This window comes from Streptomyces sp. NPDC047061 (genome assembly GCF_040643955.1).
Classification (GTDB): Bacteria; Actinomycetota; Actinomycetes; order Streptomycetales; family Streptomycetaceae; genus Streptomyces.
The window spans coordinates 1-20966 of the sequence record NZ_JBEYVI010000062.1 but is presented as its reverse complement, the minus strand read 5'-3'; the positions used below and the strand labels follow the sequence as shown (position 1 = coordinate 20966).

General features: G+C 67.9%; 12 protein-coding genes and 2 pseudogenes. 8 read left to right on the top strand and 6 right to left on the bottom strand.

The features are described from left to right. The first annotated feature begins 28 nt into the window (after positions 1-28). Positions 29-472 carry a Pycsar system effector family protein gene (locus tag ABZ887_RS46890; RefSeq protein WP_361305100.1) on the top strand — a complete coding sequence of 148 codons (444 nt, stop codon included), beginning with the start codon at positions 29-31 and terminating at the stop codon, positions 470-472. 254 nt (positions 473-726) lie between these two features. Continuing rightward, on the top strand, positions 727-1728 hold the full coding sequence (locus tag ABZ887_RS46885) for a DUF4238 domain-containing protein (protein WP_361305057.1): 1002 nt from the start codon (positions 727-729) through the stop codon (positions 1726-1728). Positions 1729-1753: 25 nt separating this feature from the next. On the opposite strand, the pseudogene ABZ887_RS46880 reads toward ABZ887_RS46885, so the two are convergent. The 4 genes and pseudogenes from ABZ887_RS46880 to ABZ887_RS46865 form a co-directional block, all read right to left on the bottom strand. Then, a pseudogene (locus ABZ887_RS46880) lies at positions 1754-3160 on the bottom strand (Helicase associated domain protein); the annotation flags it as partial. A gap of 112 nt (positions 3161-3272) precedes the next feature. After that, a complete protein-coding gene (locus ABZ887_RS46875; RefSeq protein WP_361305055.1) occupies positions 3273-5627 on the bottom strand; it encodes a hypothetical protein in 2355 nt (784 codons plus the stop codon). Further along, the gene (locus ABZ887_RS46870; RefSeq protein ID WP_361305053.1) at positions 5624-6460 is read right to left on the bottom strand and encodes a hypothetical protein; all 837 of its coding nucleotides are present in this window, start codon (positions 6458-6460) and stop codon (positions 5624-5626) included. The genes ABZ887_RS46875 and ABZ887_RS46870 overlap by 4 nt, the downstream gene beginning before the upstream one ends. A 400-nt stretch (positions 6461-6860) precedes the next feature. After that, positions 6861-8777, bottom strand: coding sequence for a hypothetical protein (locus ABZ887_RS46865; RefSeq protein WP_361305051.1), 1917 nt, complete (start codon positions 8775-8777; stop codon positions 6861-6863). Positions 8778-9162: 385 nt separating this feature from the next. Between ABZ887_RS46865 and ABZ887_RS46860 the strand changes: the two genes are divergently transcribed. From ABZ887_RS46860 to ABZ887_RS46835, 6 genes and pseudogenes are all read left to right on the top strand, one after another. Then, a complete protein-coding gene (locus ABZ887_RS46860; RefSeq protein WP_361305049.1) occupies positions 9163-11283 on the top strand; it encodes an AIPR family protein in 2121 nt (706 codons plus the stop codon). 11 nt (positions 11284-11294) lie between these two features. Beyond that, positions 11295-12689, top strand: coding sequence for a serine/threonine-protein kinase (locus tag ABZ887_RS46855; RefSeq protein WP_361305047.1), 1395 nt, complete (start codon positions 11295-11297; stop codon positions 12687-12689). Positions 12690-13274: 585 nt separating this feature from the next. Further along, positions 13275-13682, top strand: a pseudogene (locus ABZ887_RS46850) (transposase); the annotation flags it as partial. 124 nt (positions 13683-13806) lie between these two features. After that, positions 13807-14205, top strand: coding sequence for a tyrosine-type recombinase/integrase (locus tag ABZ887_RS46845; RefSeq protein WP_361305045.1), 399 nt, complete (start codon positions 13807-13809; stop codon positions 14203-14205). Then, positions 14202-16697: a tyrosine-type recombinase/integrase gene (locus tag ABZ887_RS46840; RefSeq protein WP_361305043.1), complete on the top strand. Its 2496-nt coding sequence runs from the start codon at positions 14202-14204 to the stop codon at positions 16695-16697. The genes ABZ887_RS46845 and ABZ887_RS46840 overlap by 4 nt, the downstream gene beginning before the upstream one ends. After that, positions 16694-17257, top strand: a complete 564-nt coding sequence (locus ABZ887_RS46835; RefSeq protein WP_361305041.1) for a hypothetical protein — start codon at positions 16694-16696, stop codon at positions 17255-17257. The genes ABZ887_RS46840 and ABZ887_RS46835 overlap by 4 nt, the downstream gene beginning before the upstream one ends. Positions 17258-17279: 22 nt before the next feature. On the opposite strand, the gene ABZ887_RS46830 is transcribed toward ABZ887_RS46835, so the two are convergent. Both ABZ887_RS46830 and ABZ887_RS46825 read right to left on the bottom strand, forming a co-directional pair. Beyond that, positions 17280-19937 carry a Helicase associated domain protein gene (locus tag ABZ887_RS46830; RefSeq protein WP_361305039.1) on the bottom strand — a complete coding sequence of 886 codons (2658 nt, stop codon included), beginning with the start codon at positions 19935-19937 and terminating at the stop codon, positions 17280-17282. Then, positions 19915-20199 (bottom strand): hypothetical protein, encoded by a 285-nt coding sequence (locus ABZ887_RS46825; protein ID WP_361305037.1) that lies wholly within the window; start codon positions 20197-20199, stop codon positions 19915-19917. Before ABZ887_RS46825 ends, ABZ887_RS46830 begins: the two co-directional genes overlap by 23 nt. Positions 20200-20966: the final 767 nt, after the last annotated feature.

Sequence of the window (20966 nt, the reverse complement as noted above, 5' to 3'; positions counted from 1 at the left end):
CTTGGCAGATCCACACCGCCCTGGGGGAGTGGACGGCCCGGGTCGACGCCAAAGCCTCATTCGCACTCACCCTCGAATCGGCCGCCACGGCCGGCATCATCGCGCTGTCCACAGACGATCACATGTTCGCCCACCTGCACGGTTGGGGAGTCCGTGCCCCCTCTGGGCTGGCACGATCCTCATCCTGATCGGCGGACTCTTCGCAACCCTGGTCGTTGTCCCCCGGCTCCGCTCTTCTAAGGACCTTGTGGCAGAAGCCCCCAACCACTTCATCTACTTCGGCCACCTCCGACACCGCGAAGCCGGTGAGCTGACCACGGCCTTGCTCCAGACCGACGTACTCCCTGTGCTCAGCCAGCAGCTGATCAACATGAGCCACATCGCCTGGCGCAAGCACCGCCATGTGCAGTGGTCCTTCATCTGTTTCGGACTGGGAGCGGTTACCGTGTTCGTCGCTGGCCTCTTCTCCTGACGTACCGAAACAGGGGCTGGTGTGATGAAGCCCAGCGGCCGGCACCCGAGCCCTGCGAACCGCTGTGGCGCCCCTCCGACGCTGTACACCAACTGCTGCACGGGAAATCCCCGTGCAGCACGTCGCTGCGGTCGTCTGGGCGTCTACGGGCCGCTCCACAGCATCAGTCCGCGCCCATCGAACCGACACAGCGAGCCGCGAAGCCCGGAGAAACCTCGTGTGCGTTCGAGGTCAGGCCGCTTACGCTGGGCGACGTGTCTGCACCGAAACTTCACCACTATGTGCCGCAGAGCTACCTGGCACGATTCGGACGAGGCGACAACATGGTCAGGGTGAGGCGCCGGTGCCCGCCAAAGACGCACCTCGCCAACGTCAAGAACGTCGCAGCCGAGACCGGCTTCTACACGATCACGGACGACAACTGCATGCCCTCCACAGCCATCGAGCACGAGCTCAGCGGCCTGGAAGGGCGAGGTCTTGCCGCCCTGCGCCGAATAGACGAGACGGGAATGCCGCCGGCCGTTGGTACCGACGACCGCGAACAGCTGTGCCTCTACCTGGCTGTGCAGTTTGCCAGGACCCCGCGGAAGCGCACGGGCACGCTCTTCGGGCGGAACGTCACCGCATACGCGAACGGTCGGGAGGTCGACTTGGCGCTGATGACCGAGTACCTCACACGCAAGCGCCTCGGTCACCCGCCACGGGCAGCGGAAGCCCAGGGTGCCTGGGACTACTACCACGGCACGCGAGCGATGAACGGCGGTAATGACCCTACCCACGACGAAGCGGTCACCGTGACGCTCAGCTCTGTCCGGGTGTGCATCCCGCAGTACCGTGCTCGGCACTGGCGGCTCGAGACCTGCCGTAAGCCGATCTTCCTCACTTCCGACGCGCCCCTCGTACTCTGGCGCCCGGAAACTCCGAGCGACGCCTACCGGGGGTTCGGCCTGGAGGGCGCTCATGAGATCAGGTTCCCGGTCAGCCCCAGGGCTCAGCTCGTGCTCGTCCCCGGCCAAGGCACATCCGTAGAAGAGACTAAGCTCGGCCGAGTGATCAGCTGCAACCAGGACCTCGCGGACAGCTGCGAACAGGTAGTCGTCGGCCACCCGGACCGGCCCACAGAACTCGACAGGGTTCAGCTCACTAAGCGCGGGCCCACGCTGCGCTTCAACACGGCCCCCGGCATCCGGAAGAACCAGGACGGCACGGAAGAGCCCATGGGCGACATCCTGCACATGTGGACTACCCGCCGCTGAGACCACACAGCGGTGGGCCTGCATGCTACGACCAGCGCATTCCGATCGCGGACAGCTGCTCCACGCGCTCCGGGGTGAGCGTCGCGGCCCTGCTCCGCTGATTCCCGATCCACGCCCCGAGCCGCAGCTCCCGCTCCTCCTGGTTCTGGCCGACGATCCGCTCGACGTGCTTCCTCGGAACGCGAAGGTGCCCTTCGCGTTCGTAGAACTGCTTGGCGGCCGCATAGTGCATGGACCACTTGTCTGCCTGCGTGCGGCGCGGCTTGGGCTTTTCGTCCTCGGTGGCGGGCTCGATCCCGAGGACCTGCTCGCACATCCACTGCTGTACGGCGGTGAGCTTGTCGAAGCTCAGACGCTGGGCACGCACCCACCGTCCGAGATCTTCGCCCTGGCGCAGGACGTCACCCGGCTCGGTCGGCAGCGCGCCGCCGTCGTCCAGATGCAGCCGGGTCAGGTGGAACGCCCGCTGCCACTCCACGGGCCAGGTCGGGCACCACGACGCGTCGATCTCCTCCAGCTGCTCGCGCCGTTCGTCGGACAGAGCGCCGGCCAACGACCCGGCCGGGAGCCCCTCGGTACGCCGCTGTTCGATCTCGGCAGCCTTGCGGGCGGCGGCCCGCGCGTTCTTGAGCCAGATGCCCACCTTCGCGCCCTGATACGTGGCGTCCAGCGGGGCCAGGAGGTGCCCGTTCTCAGCAGCCCAACCGCGGGCGGCGGACAGGCCCTCCTCCCACGCGACGTCGAAGTGCGACCACACCATGCCCAGCTTCTCCAGCTGCTCGACACGGTCGCCGTCCATGTCCCCACGGGCGTAGAAGCGCCGGTTGTCGGCGATCCACTGCCCCAGCGGGAAGTTCGCGAGCGAGGCCGGCCACCCCTCGGCTTCCGCCTCCTGGTCGTCGACGGCGGGCACGCGGAAGGTGAACGGGACCTTCAGGTCGCCGTGCTCACGGGCGTAGATGACGGACGCCTCCACGCCGCGCCGCCAGTGCTCGTGCTCGGGGTTGAGGACCCGCAGGTTGATGAACGCCGCCAGCTGCGCCGGGTCACGCGGCGTGCTGAACTTCAGCAGCCGACGGGCAGACGCCGACGGACCCCCGGACGCCTTCCCCTCGCCCCGGCCTTCCCGCCCCTGAGCGGCCTTCTGGACGGGCTTGTAGGCGCTCGCGGCCTGCTGCTGCGCCAACTGCTCCACCACCCGGGCGTCATGCGCCCTGAGCGCCTCCAAGAGCTTCGCCAGCCCGCCGAACGCCCGGCTCGTGAGCATGTTGTCGGCCGTCTCGCCCGGCCCCAGCAGAACCGGCACCACGAGCGAGGCGACCTTGCCCTCACCCGGCTGCATCCGCAGCGCGCGGCCCACGGCCTGGACGAGATCGGGCATGGAACCGCGAACGTCAGCCCAGTAGACGGAGTCGCAGTGCTTGGTGTCGATTATCTAGAGGTGAGGGAGCGCGAGGGACGTTTGTTGCGGCTGCCGTGTGCAGTGATGGTGGTGGAGCGCTGCCGGAGGCCTGCGGCAGCGGGAAACGGTATGTCTGGGTCTGCTATTGGTCGATGTCGTCGAAGAGGCTGCGATGCGACTCGGGAGGCTGGTGCCCGCCCCGTCGGTCATCGTGATCGTCCCAAGCGTCAGGTGCCCAACTGCCGTTGCTGCGCGCCAGCGATCTGCGTTCTTGGTGGTACACGTCGCGTGCGCAGTCGAACTCTGCGGCTGTGTCGTGATCGTTTCGCTGCTCGAATGCTTGGCTGTACTGGAACAAGGCGTCTTCGACAGGATCGTCTTCGTCTCCAGTGGCATTTATGAGCCAATCTCCCACCATGTCCTCAAGCCGTGGAACGAGATTTTGGCTCACATGTTCAAAAAGCTGCTCACGCTCCTCGTCGGTGAGGAGATGATGCCAGTCGTTGTCTTCGATCCAGGAGGCGTCCGGGCTGTCTACGGCCAGATGCGTCATACGGTCAATGGCGTGTTGGCGCATCTCCTCCGGCAGGAGGTCAGCCTGGTGGAGCCGTGCGAGTACGGTCGTCCGCGTGTCGTACTGCGCGGGTGAGCTGAACTTCGCGAGCTCTTCGTAGGCCTGTGGATCGGCAGCCACGTAGGCGCGCAGGAAGCCGTTGCAGCTGCTGTATGCCAGATACGCCTGTACGGCCTGTTGCCGTTCGTGCTGTTGTTGCCAGGGCTCAAGGCGCCCGCGGGGCTGTTGGCGCAGGGCGGCCACGCGGTGGGCTACCTCTCGGTAAAGGGACGGCGGGATGCGCAGAAGAGTGCCCTGGCGTTGCTTGCTGTCGGCGGTGAGGCAGTCGGTGCGTGACAGTAGGGCCTGATCGCTCATGCCCATGAGGACCATGGGCAGTAGATGGGGCTGGGTGGTCAGCCAGGCGGCGAACCCCTCCCGGAGGGTGGGGTGATGGAACGTCCAGTACTCCTGCCCGTCGGAAGAGGCGTTGAGCCGGAGCAGGGTGCCGGTGAGCGCGGCCAAGGCCTTGCTGACGCCAGCCGGCGTGGAGCCTGCCCGCTCGACGATGTCGCGGTCGCCGGCGTCGAAGAGGACAGGATTCGGCAGGCCCGGCAGTGCTTTGTCCCGAGCCGTTGCGTAGGTGAGTGCGAGTGCTGCGTGGGCGTGGGCGTTCAGTTGGTCGTAGACATCGCGGAGCAACTGCTGGGATTCGACCATGAACGTCGTGATGCCCTGCGCGGTCAGGGACAGGCCGGAAGTGAACGCCTGCAGCCCGAGGCGGCGTGCGGCCTCGGGGCGGAAGGGGGCGGCGTCGGCTGCTGCTTCCAGGTGCGGCTTCATCTGGGCGCGCACGTCTTGGGGCTGGTCGCCGGCGGAGAGATGGTTGTACAGGATCTGCTGCCGCTCTTCGCGCGTGAGGTCGGCGACGTCCACGGTGACCTGCTGCTCGTGCAACAGGGGGTAGGCGTACGGCTTCAGCAGCGGGCGGGCTTCGTTGTAGATGTAGCTGCGGGAGGTCAGCACCACCCGGGCGCCGTTCTTGACCGCGCTCATCACGTGCGGCAGGTCGCGCGCCCAGGCATGGGTGAGGTGCTCCTCGTGGCGGACAGCGCCGAAGGCGTCGTCGAGCCAGAAGAACTGATCCTTCTCATGCGGATTCCAGCGTTGCACGAGTTCTTCGGAGGTCCGGGCCTTGACGGCCGTGCAGCCCCAGTTATCAGCCGCGCTGATGGCCAGCATCAGCGCGATGACGGACTTGCCGACGGCCGGATCGCCCAGCAGCAGCACGAAGCCGTGATCATCCAGCGCGCGGGCTGCCTTGCGGTAGGCGCCGGTGACGACGAACGTGGTCACCTGCTCGGGCGCGGACGCCATGAGTACCGAGGCCTGGGCGTAGGCACGCTCGTCGAGGATCTGCGAGAGATCACCGAGCCCGTAGACGCGGGGGACGAACATCCGCAGCCGGCGGTGCGTGGCGATCATGTCGCTGAGCCACTGGCCGTCCAGGACCAGCGGATGCGCGACCCCGCACGCGCGCAACCGACGGCGGATCTCCTCCTCGGAAGTGCCAGTGACCCGTGCGTTCGTCAGCAGCACGTAAGTCCCGCACACCCCGCGCTTCACCAGGGCGCTGACCTTATCGAATTCGTCATCCAGCTCCGACGGGGCGAGCGTGGTGTCGGCCTTCTTGGTGTGCTTGCACTGCAGCACGAACGGCCCTGGCGGAACGTCTCGAACGCCACTGGGGTCGGTCGGCGGCTGCCAGGTGCCGTAGAACGCACCGTCCCGGCCCCCGTCGTTGGAGTCGGCGAATGCCTGCACCGACTGCCCCCACACCTCCCGCAGGACAGCCGCGCACAGGTCCTGGAAGGCCCGCCAGCCCAAGGTGTGCAGAGTAAACCGGGGAGAGCCGACAGCCACGACTTCGCCTGCACTGCTCACGCGTCGTCCTCGCTGTCGTGCTCATCCGCGTCATAGTCGGCGAGCGCGGCCATTGCCTCCCACATGGCTTCGTCGTCGTAGTCCGGCACCACCAGGTCAGGTGTCAGGTCGTTGCTGTCGGGATCCAGGTCCTCGGACTGGGCCAGCACCTCGAGCAGGAACCGTCGCGCGGCCTTCAGGAGGCCGGGATCATCCAGCCACAGGCCGAACTCCAGGCTGCGGCGGGAGCTCCCCGTGCCGTTGGCGCTGCCCAGCCACAGCCGGTGCGGTGTGAAGCCGACGACATCCGCCACGCCTCCCAGAGCGTCCTCGTCGTGCCACCACAGCTCACCCAGTAGCAGCATCTTGGTGTGCAGAATCGGGACGAGATGGTTTCCGGCCTTGCGGTAGCCCAGGGTGCGAAGCGCCGGCAGCCGGATGCGTTCCTGCGGCGAACCGGGGCCCAGCACTGGTGCCTCGCCGTCCTGGTGGAAGCGCAGCTCCTCCAGCTCGGAGAAGGCCCAGGCTGGGAGGCCAGCTGCATCTTTCACCGCCTCGGCGACCTTCCGCAACCGCTCTGTGTGGTACTTGCCCCGCGGCTGCTTGCTCACCACCACGCACGCGGAGGGGAACTCGGCGATGCGCTGGAGCAGCTCGGCATCGTCCACCCACAAAAAGGCCCCGAGCATCGCAGGCCCCAGACTTCTCGACCGCCGCTGCTGTTCGAGATCACGCCGGAACTCGTCAATCCCTTCGATGAGACCGGCCAGCACGTTCGTCCCGAACTGGACGGGACGCTTCCCGCCCTCCAGGACTGCCTGTACGTCGAACTGCTTGGAAAACGACGGATCCATATGCCCCCCTGTGTCGCAGCATTATGGCGCGACACCGCGGATTGCCGGGCGCTGAGCGGCAGGGGGGAGCGTGGTGGCCGGTGGTCCCTGGTGCGCGCTGACATGCACTGGCCGTGCCGACGCGTACCTGACCGGCGCGAAGGAGTCGGCTGCAGACGCTCTGTTTATCTAGAGGCGGGGGAGTGTGGGGGGACGTTTGCTCAGCTTGTTACGTGCGTGGACGGGCTTGGTTATGGCTGGCGCCGTGCTCTACTGCCGAGGCGGTCTTCGGGGCCGGGATCGTGCACTTCTATGCATCTCGCCCCGCCGTGCCCCCGGTCCTGGACCGCACCGGCCGTCCTGGTTCCTGCTTAGTGTGGCTCCGGCCGTCCCGCGGGTCGGCACCGGGGAGAGGGACGGTTCAGGCAATTTCACCGCTCTCGTCCTGGCTTCCTTCTGGCTGGCTGTTGTCGTCGGTGGGGCTGAAGCCCAGGCGCTGCGCGATCATCGTGGTGGTTTCGTGGAGCGCGTCCTCGATGTCCTGGGGGCGGCCGATTTCTTGCCCACCGTAGGTAAGGACCAGATGGCTCCGCAGCGACCCGTCGCGGTAGGGGGAGGTCTGCCAGCCGGCGAGGATCTGGGGCAAAGTCAGATGCCGGTGGCGGTTCAGGGCTTCGCAGGCTTCCAGCTCTTCCAGGTCCAGCAGCGCAAGGTCGCGGATTCTGGGGTGCGCGAACAAGCCCTCCGTTGTGAACCACTCTTCCTCCAGGTAGCGCCGCGTGATCGGGTTGACCGGGTAGTGCCCGCCCCGGACCGCCACCGGGAACACCTCTTTTGCCGAGACCTTGCCCAGGGGCGAGCTTGCCGGTTGGGGATCGGCGAGGAGGTTAAGAGCAGACTGCGACAGCTGGCGCGCCTTCTTCACCACCACCTTCTCCGTGTCCCTGCGGAACGCGGCGATGTCCCCGTGCTCCCGGGCGGCGACGCCGACCGTGGCGCTGACTACCTCGACCAGGACGGTGCTCGAACCGAAGTCGAGGCCGACGTCCGCGGACTTGGAGCCGGGAAACGCCCGAGCGAGGTCCACTTCAGTGAAGAAGCTGCTCCCGCCACCCAGCACGTGCGGAGCGAGGCGGCGCAGTTGGTCCTTGACTCGCCGCTCGACCATCTCGGCGTAGGCCTGCGTCCAGTGAAGCCGGGCCCGCTCCCCGTACTGGTCCCGCTCATGGTCGTGGACCAGCCAGAACAGGCCCTGGGTCACCCGCTCGTGAAGGTAGCGCTCGTCCAGGACGACGATGTGCTCGCCCAGGCGTAGCAGAGGGCGGTTCTGGATCGGGAGCATCTGCCACGGCAGGGGGCAGTCCCGCAGCTGCGCGGCGAGATCGTCCGCTTCGATGGCGAAGCGCCCGAGGAACCGCTCTACCACCGCGTGGTCGATGCCGATGCCGGTGAAAGCCTGCATGGCCACGGGCGCATCGGGCAGGTGCGTCATGATGCCCGAGTTGTAGGCGAACCCGAGCGCGGTGATGTCGTTCAGGGTCAGACCGGTGGCCTCCTCGAGCATCTCCAGCGGATGCTGGCGTGCCGTGGGAATGTTGTCGCTGTAGCGGGTCCACAGCAGTCGATGGCGTGCCAGGAGATCGCCAGGATCCTCCGCCTCGTTGAACAGATTGTTCGCGATCATCTCCATCGCGAGAGACTGCGCGGTGCCGCCCAGTAGCGGCTCGCCCGGCGGACGCTGGCTGCTCAGGCTGTCGGCGGCGAGGTGGATCAGCAGCACCGCGCACGTCTCCAGGCCGAGTGGCGCCAGGGCGGTGGAGATCTCCGCGTCCGGGGTTGCGACGCCCGCGTTGCGATCGGCGAGCATCACCGCCCGCATGGCTCGGAGCACGATCTGCCGGGCCAGGAACCGGCGGCGCTGACCGTCGACGCTGCCGGCCAGCGCTGCCTGAAGCCGGAGCCCGGCGTCAGGCGCCAACCGTATGAGGAAACGCTGGAGGTAGGACTGCAACAGGTCGTCGCGTGTGGTCGCGTGATTGAGCGCCGCCAACGCGCACAGGTACTGCTCGCACGAGTACTTGGCAAGCAGGACGTCCATCCAGGCCGCGCAGTCCAAGGCGCGGCCACGGGCGCGTTCCGCCTCTTCCAGATATTCACGGGCGATGACGTAGACGCCAGTCAGATCCATCCAGGTCCGTTCGGCGGTCACCGGGGTCAGCCCGAGCTGCCGGGCGGCCCAGGACAGATCCGGACGGACCAGCCCCGAGCTGAACGGAGGATCGCTGGATATCTTCGCAGGAAGGAAGAGTTCCGCGGCGTCCGACGACTGATCAGCCATCTCCCCACCTTCGTGATCCGCCGCACCTCCGGGCGCACGGGCATCCGGAGTGGAATCTGGTCCGGTTCTGCAGCGCGCTGTTCAGGTGGCAATCGTGACCAACCGCCTGTGGTGTCAGCGGCCCTGAGTAGGCACAACGGCCCCGCACCGCACGGGATGTACCACGCGGAACCGCCGCTTATATTAGCGGTCACCGATTAGGCGGGAACGCGGTCGAAGTCCGTTGGATCGGCCGCCTTTTCGGCCCGGGTGACAGCCCCGCACGTGCCCTGGAGATCTAGCTGGCCCTGCGCCTCCACGCACTCTCCGCTGCCGTCGCCCGCTGACCCGGAGGACGGTTCCCGCGAACGTACGATGGGGCGATCGGACGATGCGGGGGGCATTCATGAGTGAGGGCGAGGACGCGGAGGCGACGCGTGCTCAGGCGGTCGGGATCATCCGGGACGCCCTGAGGCGGGAGTACGACGGCCTCATCGACCTCGGAGACCTGGAGGGGCGGAGCGTTAGCGAGACCGAACTGGTCTTCACCACCCGCGCGTTGGCCGCCATGTCACTCCAACTGCTCACCGGCTTCCCGCCGGCGGAGGCCGCGGCGTCGGTCACCGACGGCCGGGACGATCAAGGGATCGACGCCATCGGTTGCTCTCCCTCGGCGCCGGAACTGTGGCTCGTCCAGGCCAAGTGGAGTGAGCAGGGCAAGGCACGCTTCGGTGTGGAAGGCGCCCTGAAACTGCTGCACGGTCTGCGGCAGCTGGACAACCGCGACTTCGACCGGTTCAACCGTCGGGTGCGACAGCACGCCGATCGGGTGCGCGACATCCTCGAATCACCGGAATGTCGGGTGCACCTCGTCGTAGCGGTCATGGGCGAACAGGCGTCGAAAGACCAGGCCCGCCAGGTGATCGAGCAGGCCGTCGCGGACTTCGGCGCCGCGGTCGAGTGCCACGTCCTGGCGCTCCCCGACTTCCACGCCGCCGCCCACCGAGGTGGCCTGCCCCAGAACGTCGAACTTGTCGCCACCCTGCCCGGCAGCTGGTACACGCAGGACATCCCGCACCGGACGTTCAGTGGGTTGGTCGGGGCTGACGAGGTCGCGCTCTGGTACCAGGAGCACGGGGCCCGTCTGTTCGACCGGAACCTCCGGAGCCACCTCGGCGTGACAGCGCTCAACCTCGGTCTCGTGGAGACGTTGCGGACTACCCCCGAGACCTTCTCGTACCTGCACAACGGCATCACGGTGCTGTGCGACTCCGTCGAGACCGAGTTCTTCTCCCGCCCCGTCGTAGGCGCCCCGGTGCGGCTGAGGCTCAAAGGGGCTGCCGTCGTGAACGGCGCCCAGACCGTCGCCTCCGTCTACTACGCGTACGAGAAGCATCCCGAGAAGGTCTCGCTGGCCGCTGTCCCGGTGCGGTTCATCTCCGTAGCGAACGCACCCGAGGGTTTCGCCAGGTCCGTCGTCGCCGCTACCCATACCCAACATCCCATGGGATCTCGTGACTTCGTCGCCCTCGACGAGGTCCAGAATCTCATCCGCGAGGACTTCCGGGCCACCCTCGACAAGGAGTACGTCTTCAGACGGGGCGAGTTGGTCCCCACACCCGCGGCGGGCTGCTCGCTCGAGGAGGCGGCCGTGGCGCTCGCCTGCGGCCACCCCGACGCGTCCCTCAGTGCCTTGGCCAATGCCTCAACCGAGCACCTGTGGGAGGCGACGCCGGAGGGGACGTACACCCTCCTGTTCGGCCGTCGGCCGAGCGCCCTACAGATCTGGCGCTCCGTCCTCCTGCTCCGTGCCGTCCGAGAGGCCCTCCACGAGCTGAAGCCCGGCCTGACCGGGCGCGCGGCTGCCATCGCGGAGCGCGGGGGACTGCTCGTCGCTCACCTGGTATTCCGGCTCGACGGAGTCGCGGGGATCGACGATCCCGACGCCGAGTGGGAGCACGCGCTTGGCGACGTGCCTGGCCGCGTACGCCAGGTGCTGGCAGTGCTGATTCCGCTGGTGGATGACCTCTTCGGCAGCAACTCGTTCGTGGCGACGATCTTCCGGGAGGCTGGGCGGTGCCGACTGCTCGCGGAGACGGCCGTACGAACCCTCACGGACGCGGAGCGGACCCCGCAACTCGTGCTCGCATCCCCTCCGCAACAACCGCGGAGGCCCAGTTCGGCCCGGCTTCTCGTCGAACACCGGCGGATCCCGGACGGAACGCAGGTGCTGTACCAGCCGGGGCGCGTTGAAGAACGAGCCATCGGCCGCTGGCTCGACGAGGACCCTCGTCGGTACCTCGCGACTTGGAGCAACGACGCCCGGCATCCGCTTCGCTGGGCCGCTGACGGACGCCTGTACTCGGTCAACGGGCTGATCCGGCACATCTGGCAGAGCGCCGAGTGGCGTGAGGCATGGAGCGCCGTCCAAGGTCCTCGGTATTGGATCATCCCGGGCGAAGGCAGCCTCGCGGATCTCGCCGAAGCGCTCTGGGACGCCAAGGCTCTCCGGGACACGGGCGAGTGAGCGCGCCGGGCGTGCTCCGTCACGTGGGGCGCTACGAACTCGGAGAGCTCATCGGCAGGGGCGGGATGGGGCAGGTCTGGGCGGGACGCGACCCCGAACTGGGCCGTCACGTCGCCATCAAGCTCATCCAACCCCGAGAGGGCTCCACCCGCTCCGAGTCCGGAATCAGGATCGCCCGTTTCCGCCGCGAGGCCCAGATCATGGCGCGGTTGGCCCACCCGGGCGTCCCGCAGGTCTACGACGTCGTCCTCGATCCCACGGGCGGTGAGCGCCTCTACATCGTCATGCAGCGGCTGTACGGTTCCTCGCTCAAGGACATCTGCGGCACCTTCGGCCGTCTGCCCGTCTCGTGGACGGCCTGCCTGGGGGCCCACCTGTGCTCGGTGCTGACCTACACCGGGAGCGTGCCACTCGTTCACCGCGATCTGAAGCCCGCCAACATCATGGTCACGGAGGACGGTCTCCCGATGGTGCTGGATTTCGGCATCGCTGCGCTGCTCGACGGCGACCACACCACCCTGACCCCGACGGGCCGTCCCGTCGGCACACCTCGGTACATGTCTCCCGAACAGGCCCTGGCGGGCGAGGTAACGCCGCGCAGCGATCTCTACGCGCTGGGCTGCGTTCTGTACGAACTCCTCACAGGCCAACCGCCGTTCACGCAGGACAACGTGCCCAGCCTCCTCTACCACCATGTGCACGAGCTTCCCGCTCCGTTGTGGGAGCGGCGCCCGGAGGCCGGGCGTGAGCTGGACCGCCTGGTACGGGACCTGCTCGCCAAGCGCCCGGAGGACCGGCCCGCGTCCGCTCAGGAGGTCCTCGGACGACTCGTCCCGTTCCTTCCGAAGCAGGGGCACCGGTCGGTCGACGCGGGGGCGACGGAAGGGTGGCCGCAGGGGCTCAGCCCCCTCGTACATCCGGGTTCCGCGTGGTTCACTGCGCCTTTCGCGGGTGGCGGGATCCCTGCCTTGGACGAGGACCGTCTCCGGGAGGCGGACGCGCTGTTCGAGGAGGAGGAGTACGGGCGGGCACTGGCGCTGTACCAGAAGCGCGTGGCCGAGCTCGCCGCCCAGGAGGCGGAGGACGGCGCGGAGGGGCTGAAGCTCCGTGGACAGATCGCCTACTGCCTGATGAAGTTGGGCGAGGTGACGCAGGCACTGGAAGCGTTCGAAGCCGTGCTGAAGGCGGCGGGAGAGACCTTCTCGCCGACCGACCCGTTCCTCCTCACCGCTCGTCGCCGCCACGGGCTGCTGCTGCACTCGGCCGGTCGGCTGTCGGAGGCCTTCCACGTGCTGGTCGCCCTCTACCCCGACCTGCTCCGCACCGTAGGGGCGGAGTCGCCGGAGACCGATCGCGTACGCGCAACGTTGAACCGGCTGCGGCGACAGCTACGGCCAGGCGAATGACGACGCGAGCGCCGCTCCCCAGGAGAGGAGACTGCGCCCGCGCCGCGCGGGGCCTGGCCGCTCCTCGGCCGCAGAAGAGCAAGGACGGACGCGAGCTGGAGATCGCGAGCATGGCCGACGACCCGGACGGGACATGTGGGCCGTGGCTGGCCGAGCGAGGCGATCGAGCGGGGGACCCTCGCCGGGTTAGACGGTCACGACGTTTCACCAGCGGGTGGAGGAGGTCGCCACGTTCGCGGAGATTATCCATAGTGCGCAGTCCTGTGTGGCGTGTTTGGCAGGGATGTCACCTGGTCGTATGGCCGTCTGACGGTCCGTGCCTCGGTGCCCGACGGGGTTTGGTCTGTTTGGTGGGTGGAGCAGAGCTATGTGGCTGAGCGTTCGATCTCCCCGGTGACCGGTGTGGAGCGGTGGGTGGTGGCCGATGCACGCACCTTCGACCTGCATGCCGAGGTGTGTGCGTTTCTGGCCGGGTTGCGTAGTAAGGGCCGCTCGCCGAACACGGAACGGGTCTACGCAGGCCGTCTCGCCCTCTATCTGAACTACTGCGCCCAGCACCGTATCGAGTGGTCGTGTCCGAGTTTCATGGCGCTGTCCGGGCTGCAGCAGTGGCTGGTCACCACGCCACTGCCAACCCGCAGCCGCCGCTCCCCGGCCACGGCTGCGCCCCGCTACCGTTCGCAGGGTACGGCGAACGCGGTGATGACGGCGGTCACGGACTTCCTGCGCTTCGGCGCGCTCCAGGGCTGGGTTCCGTCGCAGACGGCCGGCCTGTTGTCGGAGCCGAAGTTCCTGCGGTACCTCCCGGCCGGGTACGACGCTGGCGAGCGCGGCCAGTGGCGCCAGGTCCAGGTGTCGGCTTTTCGTTTCCAGGTCAGCGAGCCCGGATACGAGGACCTGTCCCCGGAGCAGATCCGCCGCATGATCGCGGATACGCCCCGGGCGCGGGACCGTTTCCTCGTCGCGCTGCTCGCCGCGACCGGCATGCGGATCGGGGAGGCCCTGGGTCTGCGCCAGGAGGATCTGCATTTCCTGGCCTCGTCACGCTCGCTGGGCTGCCCGGTGGAGGGCCCGCACCTTCATGTGCGGCGCCGCACCGACAACCCGAACCGGGCCCTTGCCAAGTCCAGACACTCCCGCTGCCTCCCCGTCACCCCCCGACATCGTCGCCTTCTACACCGACTACCAGCACGAACGGAACCCGGTGGCCGAGGCGGCCGAGACAGGCATGGTGTTCGTGAACCTCTTCCGGCCCCCGCTGGGGCGGGCCATGACCTACCCGAACGCCAAGAACGTCTTCGACCGTCTGGCCCGCCGAGCCGGGCACCCGGCTCGCCCGCACATGCTGCGCCACTCCGCGGCCACCCACTGGCTGCGTGGGGGAGTAGACCGGGACGTGGTGCAAAAACTGCTGGGTCACGCCTCGCCGCTGTCCATGGACCGCTACCGCCACGTCGATGAGTCCGAGACCCGGGCGGCTGTCGACCGGGCCCAGGCATGGCGGGAGGACCAGTGAGCACGACTGGTGCGCCTGCCGCCGCACGTCCCGCACCGACGAAGGCCACGAAGAAGTCGTGGGAGACGTGGCTGCGTGCCCACATCGATCCCGCGTGGCGGCCAGGGGAGTGGGACAGCGCCAGATGGCTGTTCACCGGAGACCTCAACAACCCGCGCACCTCGTCCTCCCGGTGCCGCACCCGCCGCTGCGACGTGATCGTGCGTGCTCAGGAGACGTTCTGTACCTACTGCTCGGACCAGCGCAGAAAGAGCGGCCTGCCGCGGGAAGAGTTCGCCGCCACTTTCACCCCCACCCGTTCCCAATCCCTGCCTCTGGCGGTCGTAGGCCCGTGCACGCTCGCCCGTGACGGCGTGCGGTGTGTACGGCCCCAGGTATCGGGAGGCCTGTGCGCGGCTCACGACAACTCCCGCAAGTACCACGCGGCAAGGGGCACGTTCGAACGCTGGCTCCGTGAGCGCGCTATGCCCTTCACCGACGTGCCCGTCTGCATGGTCACCGACTGTGCCGGCGCATCCATGAATTCCCGAGGACTGTGCAACTACCACTGGCGTGCCTGGAGGGCAGAATGCCGCTCCAGCACCGCCACCGTCTCTGCTGCGCAGTGGGCGCCAGGGCAGCCGCTGTATCTGCTGGCGCACCAGTTCCATCTCGCCCCGTTGCCCCAACTTCTGCGCTGGGAAGTGCTGTACGCCGTGCAGCAGATGGACCAGTGGGTACGGGCGCTGGAACCTCACTGGATCCGCGGCGTGATCAGCCACCTCACCACGGCCGACACGCTTCTGGACGCCACCAACGCGGCCCTGCTCACCAAGCCGCATCAGTCTGCTGTCCGTACATTGGAGAACCTGCAGTCCGCCGCCAGCGCCGGATACAGCGAGTTCTCCGGGATCACCCTCATCGATCAGGACGTCATTGATCTGCGCGTCCTCGGGCTGCGCCACAGCGCCTCCGGCAAGCGCCGGCATCTGCCTGGCCGCGTCGATCTCCGCACAGTCCGCCAGCCCTGGCTGCGCCGGGCGCTGCGTCATTGGGTGACCACCGCCCGACCCACCACGGAAGACTTCAAGCGCACTTTTCACGCGACGACCATCGCCTCCACGGCACTCGCCCAGCGCGCCGACGCCGGCCACGATCCCGCCGTCCTCACGTTCGCCGATGCCACCTTGGCCGTCGACGCTTTCCGAGCCGCACGCAAACGAGACGGCACCCCCTACTCTTCCTCCTTCCGACGCAGCCTGCTGGGGATGTTCTTCCAGTTCATCGCCTATGGCCGCCGCTGCGGCACCCTCGATGACCTGGCTGGCACCTTCACCCGCGTGCCCGTCGAGCACGTCATCTCCGTGGAAGAACCCAATGAGGACTTCATCGGCAAGGCCATCCCCGAGTCCGTCATCCGGCAACTGGACGCTCACCTCGACACCCTGGGCACCGGAAACACCTACGGCTGCCGCGACATCGCCCCAGACGCCCGGCAGCTGCTGTACCGAACGATGTACATCGTCTTACGTGACACCGGGCGCCGTCCGCTCGAGATCGTCTCCCTGGCCCGTGACTGCCTGGAGATCCACAACGGCCAGCCCACCCTGATCTGGGACAACCACAAGAGGAAACGCCACCGCAGACGTCTGCCGATCGCAACCTCCACCGCCGACGCCATCCGAACCTGGCAAGACTGCCGCGACCAGCTGCATCTTCCCGCCAAGGGGGACCGATACCTCTTTCCGTCCCTCACCGCCCTGAGCGACGCCCCCCACATGTCCAGCACCTACCTCAGCGACGCCCTCAGGCTCTGGGCAGACGCCCTGCCCCCGCTGCACGCCGAGGGCACCGATTCCAAAGGACAACGCCTGCTCTTCGACCGGTCTCTGATCTACCCCTACGCCTTCCGCCACTCCTACGCCCAGCGCCACGCAGACGCCGGTACCCCTGTCGACGTGCTGCGCGAGCTGATGGACCACAAATCCATCGCCATGACCCAGCGCTACTACACCGTCTCCCTCAAGCGGAAGAGCGAAGCCGTGGCCAAGCTCAGCGCACATGTCCTGGACCAGCACGGCCATCCCAGCACCAGCTCGAGCACGGCTTACGAGATGCGCTCCGTCGCCGTTCCCTACGGCGGCTGCACCGAGCCGTCAAACGTCAAAGCCGGCGGCCAGGCCTGCCCGATCCGCTTCCAATGCGCCGGCTGCGGCTTTTATCGCCCCGACCCCTCCTACCTGCCCGCCATCGAGCACCACATCAACGAACTACGAGCAGACCGCGAAACCGCATTCGCCATGGAAGCAGCCGAGTTCGTCACCACCGCCCTCACCGCACAAATCACTGCCTACCAGCGCGTCATCGACCGCATGAACACACACCTCGCATCCCTGCCCGCTTCCGAACGCGTCCAGATCGAAGAGGCCAGCCTTGTGCTGCGCAGAGCACGAGCAGGCGACAACCACACCCTCCTGCCCCTCACCACTGCGCGACCGAAAGACCCGCGATGAATCCCCGCGGCAACCCCGCTCCCCTCGCCGAAGCCAGACGCCGTCACAGCCTCGACAAACGAGCCCGTGTCCTGACCATCCTCGCCACACTCGAGAAACAGGGAAAGCCGCTCACCTTCGCCGCAGTCGCCCGCGCCGCCCGAGTCTCCACCTGGCTCACCTATGCCCCCGGCGTACGCGAGCACATCGAGGCAGCCCAACTACGCCAAGCCCACAGCACCCCGCCATCTGCCACGGCAAGCTCGCCATCCCAACTCAGCCTGCGCACCGAACTCGAAATCGCCCGGCAGGAAATCAAAGAACTCCGCGATGAACGCGACCGGCTCCAGACAGCCCTGCGCCACCAACTCGGCCAGCAACTCGATGCCATTCACACCCCCGACACAGCAACCAGAGCAGACCAGCTGAACGCCCTGAACCAGGACCTCACCCGCCGACTGGAGGAAGCCGTCTCAGAGAACGCCACGTCGCGCGCCCGCATCACCACCCTCGAAGAAGACTTGACCGCCGCCCGCACCAGCCTGCGCCGGATGATCCGCACCGAGAACACGGCCCGCTGAACGACACCACCATCCACGGCGGTCATGCCCACTCCACGCCCAGCTCTCGGAGCGCGTCGAGCTGCTCGGGAGCGAGTTTGTCGCGGCGGGTCTTGGCATTCGATAGCCATACGCCGAGCTTGTGGAGGTGCTCCTGGCCGTCGATGACGACGCGTTCGACGTGTCCCCTCGGCACTGGCCTTTGGACGCCCTCGCGCTGGATCCACTGGGTGAGGGCTGTCAGGCCGCGCTGGAACGCCTGCTGCGCCTTGCTCGGGCCCCTGGCGGCGCGCCCGGCCGTCGGGGCGGGAGACTGCGCCTCTAGCGGCGTGATACCCAGCCGGGTCAGCTGTTTTTGCTGCTCGGTCGATAGCTGCGCCCAGATACCCGGCTTGCGCTGCTGCTGGAGCCATCGTCCGATGTCGTCGCCGTCGAACAGGACGCTGGGTGCGATGTCGGGCAGGCCTCCGTCGGCTTCGACGAGGTCGGCTAGGACACGGTAATGGCGTTGCCAGTTGAGTGGCCAGGAGCAGTCCCAGTCCGGGTCGATCGCGGTCAGCTGCTGCGCGCGCACGGCGGCCCGCTCGGGGTCCTTGCCGAGGCCGCCCGTGCGGCGGAAGTTGGCGAGCAGCTGTCCGATGGCCAGCTGCTCAGTGTCGGCCGCTCCTTCGCCCCAGACCGCGTCCTGGCGGGGTGCGAGGTGCCCGTGCGCGCGCCGGTAGGAGCGCAGCCTGGCGAGTTTGTTCTCCCAGGCTTCCTCGCCGGGCTCCCACACCATCCCGGCCTCGTCGAGGAGGTCCTTGCGGTGAGGGTCGAGTTCTCCGGCGCGCAGTGCCTTGCGCTGCTGGTGTACCCATCGCCCAAGCGGAAACGCCTTCGTCGTCCCGACCTCGGTCTCGACGTCATAGGGGACGGCGCACAGGCCGGTGATCCCGTTCTCGGCTCGCCAGCGGAGCAGGGCCTGGCAGCCCTCGAGCCAGACCAGAGACTGGGGGCGGATGACGCGGCAGCGGGTCAGGGCTGCGATGTCGGCGGCGTCGCGGGGGGAGGCGAAGTTGATCACGATAGAGGTGACGCGGTCGACCTCCTGCTGCGCCTCGCTCGTCTCCTCACCGTCACCGCCGTCGGTTCCCGCTGCGAGGGCGGGGCGGACGTGGAGGCGTCGGCGCTCTTGGCCGCGGGTCAAGGCGCGGGAAGCGAGCTGGTCGACCATGCGTTCCGAGTGCGAGCGCAGTGCCTGGAGGATGTCGACCAGGGGCTGGTAGCTGGCGGAGGCGACCATGTCCTCCGGGTCTTCGCCGGGCTGCAGGAAGATCGGGATGATGATCCGCGCTGTCTTCACTGTGCCGTCAGGGTTGGGCCGCAAGGCCCGCCCGATGTTCTGGACGACGTCGACCTGGGAGCTGCGTGAGCCGACGATGCACACCGCTTCCACGCCGCGCAGTCCGGTGATGTCGACGCCGACCCCGAGGGCCCGTACGGAGGCGAGGAACGCCCGGTGTACGCGCCGGCTATTGGCATTGATACCGTTGGCGAATCGGTGAATCACCTCGCGCCGGTGGGCGATGGGGTGGTCGCCGCACAGCCAGTCGGCCCAGACCCGGTCCGGGGGTACGTGTCGGCCGTCCTCGAGCTCGTACAGCTCGGCGTCGATGGAGGAGGCGGGCAGTTCCTCAGCGTCGGCCAGGGCGGCCTCGGAAGCTTCGGTGGCGTACAGCTCCGCGGCGGTCGCCGGCATCTGCTCGGCGAATGCGCGGGCTTCCTCAACCCTCTGGTGGAATGTCATGACAGTGTGCAGGTTCATCTGCGCCGCGTGCTCCAGGAGCGCGGCCTGGAGCAGCGCGAGGCGCCGGCCGCGCAGCGCGTCCTCCGACAGCCCCAGGATCGGGTCGGGGTCCCGGATCTCCAGTACATCGATCTCGAAGCCCGCGAGGATCGAGCGTTCCACCGCCTCTGCCAGCCCGAGGTCGAAAATCCTGGTGCCGTAGGTGGTGCTGTCGTCCTGCATCGACGCGATCACCAGCTCCCGTCCGTCCCGGCCGCGCTGCGGGCTGGGCGCGGCCAGGATGCGCGGGGTGGCGGTGAGGTAGAGCCGGAAGTCGATGGGGATGCGGGCGTTGTCGTGGATCGCCGCCCAGGGCCGGCCCATGTCCCCGGCCGTCATGTGCGCCTCATCCAGAATCGCCAGGTCGAACGGGGCCATCCGCTGGCCGTACAGCTGCTCCCCGCCCGCCAGCGCGGCCTCCAGCGGCCCGCGCACCGTGCGCTGGCCCGACGGGTCCTCCGGGTCCTCGCGGTCCACCAGGGAGGCGTACGTGGCGAACACAACCACCGGCCCAGACCCTGCCCACAACGCGAGCTGGATCGGGTTGGTCGTGGTACGCACCCCGAGCTGCTCCAGGACCTCGTCCTTGTCCACCGAGCAGACCGCGACCATGGGCGCGCGGTGCCCGACCCGGCGCCAGGACTGCGCGCTCTGCACGATCAGATCCAAGGTGGGCACCATGACGAGGATCCGCCCACCCGGGAAGCACTCCAGAGCGCTCGCGGCGGACGTGATCGTCTTCCCCGACCCGGTCGCGGACACCCCCATGGCACGTACCCCCTCTGGGCGCACAGATGATCTTGCAGGGAATCCCACCCATTTACGGAACGCTGACTTCTGGTCGACCTGATGTTCATTTAGTGGAATTGCCGACATTTCTTTGCCTCCCGATGTCTAATTTCCGTAGTTTTCGGACGGCCGCGTGCGGCGTGCAGGCCGCTCCGGCATCACTCCAGATCGAGGCGCCCGCGAGGTGCCATCCGCCGAGCGCCCCGTCCGACTTCCCGCGCTTGAACCCCGGCAGGTCGCCCGGGTCGCAGTGCCCGGCCTCGCGCGTGCAGAGGATGACGTCACCACTGGACATCTCCAGCGTCCGCGCCGCGCACAGACCGCCGGCCTCGCCCAGCGCCTCCAGCACCCGCCGCCGCAACGCCTTCGTCCCAGCCGTCCGCGAACCACGCGCTCTGAGAGGCCGGCGCCATCCCGTCCAACTCGGCCACCTCGCTCTGCGCCCCGGCGACCGCACCTGGCTTCCAGAGCGGCCACCGGGTCGTCAGCCTCGGCCGCGGGCACGCCCTGGGCCTGTAAGAAGCGAACAGCCTCAACCGGGCGTTGGTGCCCGCCGTCTGATACTCCGTCACCCGGTGCACAGAATCGCTGCTCATCGCGGGGCCTGGTCCGGTAGATTCGCAGTGACCGGTCATCCACAGTCGTCCTCTCGGAATTGAGGGAGAGTTCCGGGTGGTTGAGGGTGTGTCCTGTGTTTTCACCAATGATACATGCTGCATCAATCTGAGGCACGCGCTGCACCGAAACCCGACACGAACAGCGCCCCTCACTCTCGTAGCCAGTCAGGCCCGCGACAGCGGGCCCCAAGGGACTGGAGGCGCAGCCGCAAGGACCGTTGAGGCGGGGAGCGCAGCGGACCCGCCGGCCCGAGCTGGAGCGAAGCGAAAGCCCACTGGCGGGGTGAAGTACCGCGGCCCGTTCCGGGAGCGCAGCGAACGGACCATCACCTCGACTGCGCAGCAGTCGAGGTGCGCGAGTGGCGCAGCCACTCGCCAGCGCTCCCGCGGAGCGGGAGCGCAACCACCGTGCGCAGCACGGTGGCCGTGAGGGGCGCGGGGAACTGCGCGTCCAGCCACAACGAACCGGCACCCACCCACCAACCCGGTGCGGCACCTT

Bases quoted from the DNA above. Each gene is read 5' to 3' on its own strand.
- ABZ887_RS46835 (WP_361305041.1), top strand. From the start codon at position 16,694: ATGAATCCCCGCGGCAACCCCGCTCCCCTCGCCGAAGCCAGACGCCGT.
- ABZ887_RS46870 (WP_361305053.1), bottom strand. From the start codon at position 6,460: ATGGATCCGTCGTTTTCCAAGCAGTTCGACGTACAGGCAGTCCTGGAG.
- ABZ887_RS46860 (WP_361305049.1), top strand. From the start codon at position 9,163: ATGAGTGAGGGCGAGGACGCGGAGGCGACGCGTGCTCAGGCGGTCGGG.
- ABZ887_RS46830 (WP_361305039.1), bottom strand. From the start codon at position 19,937: ATGTCGGCAATTCCACTAAATGAACATCAGGTCGACCAGAAGTCAGCG.
- ABZ887_RS46865 (WP_361305051.1), bottom strand. From the start codon at position 8,777: ATGGCTGATCAGTCGTCGGACGCCGCGGAACTCTTCCTTCCTGCGAAG.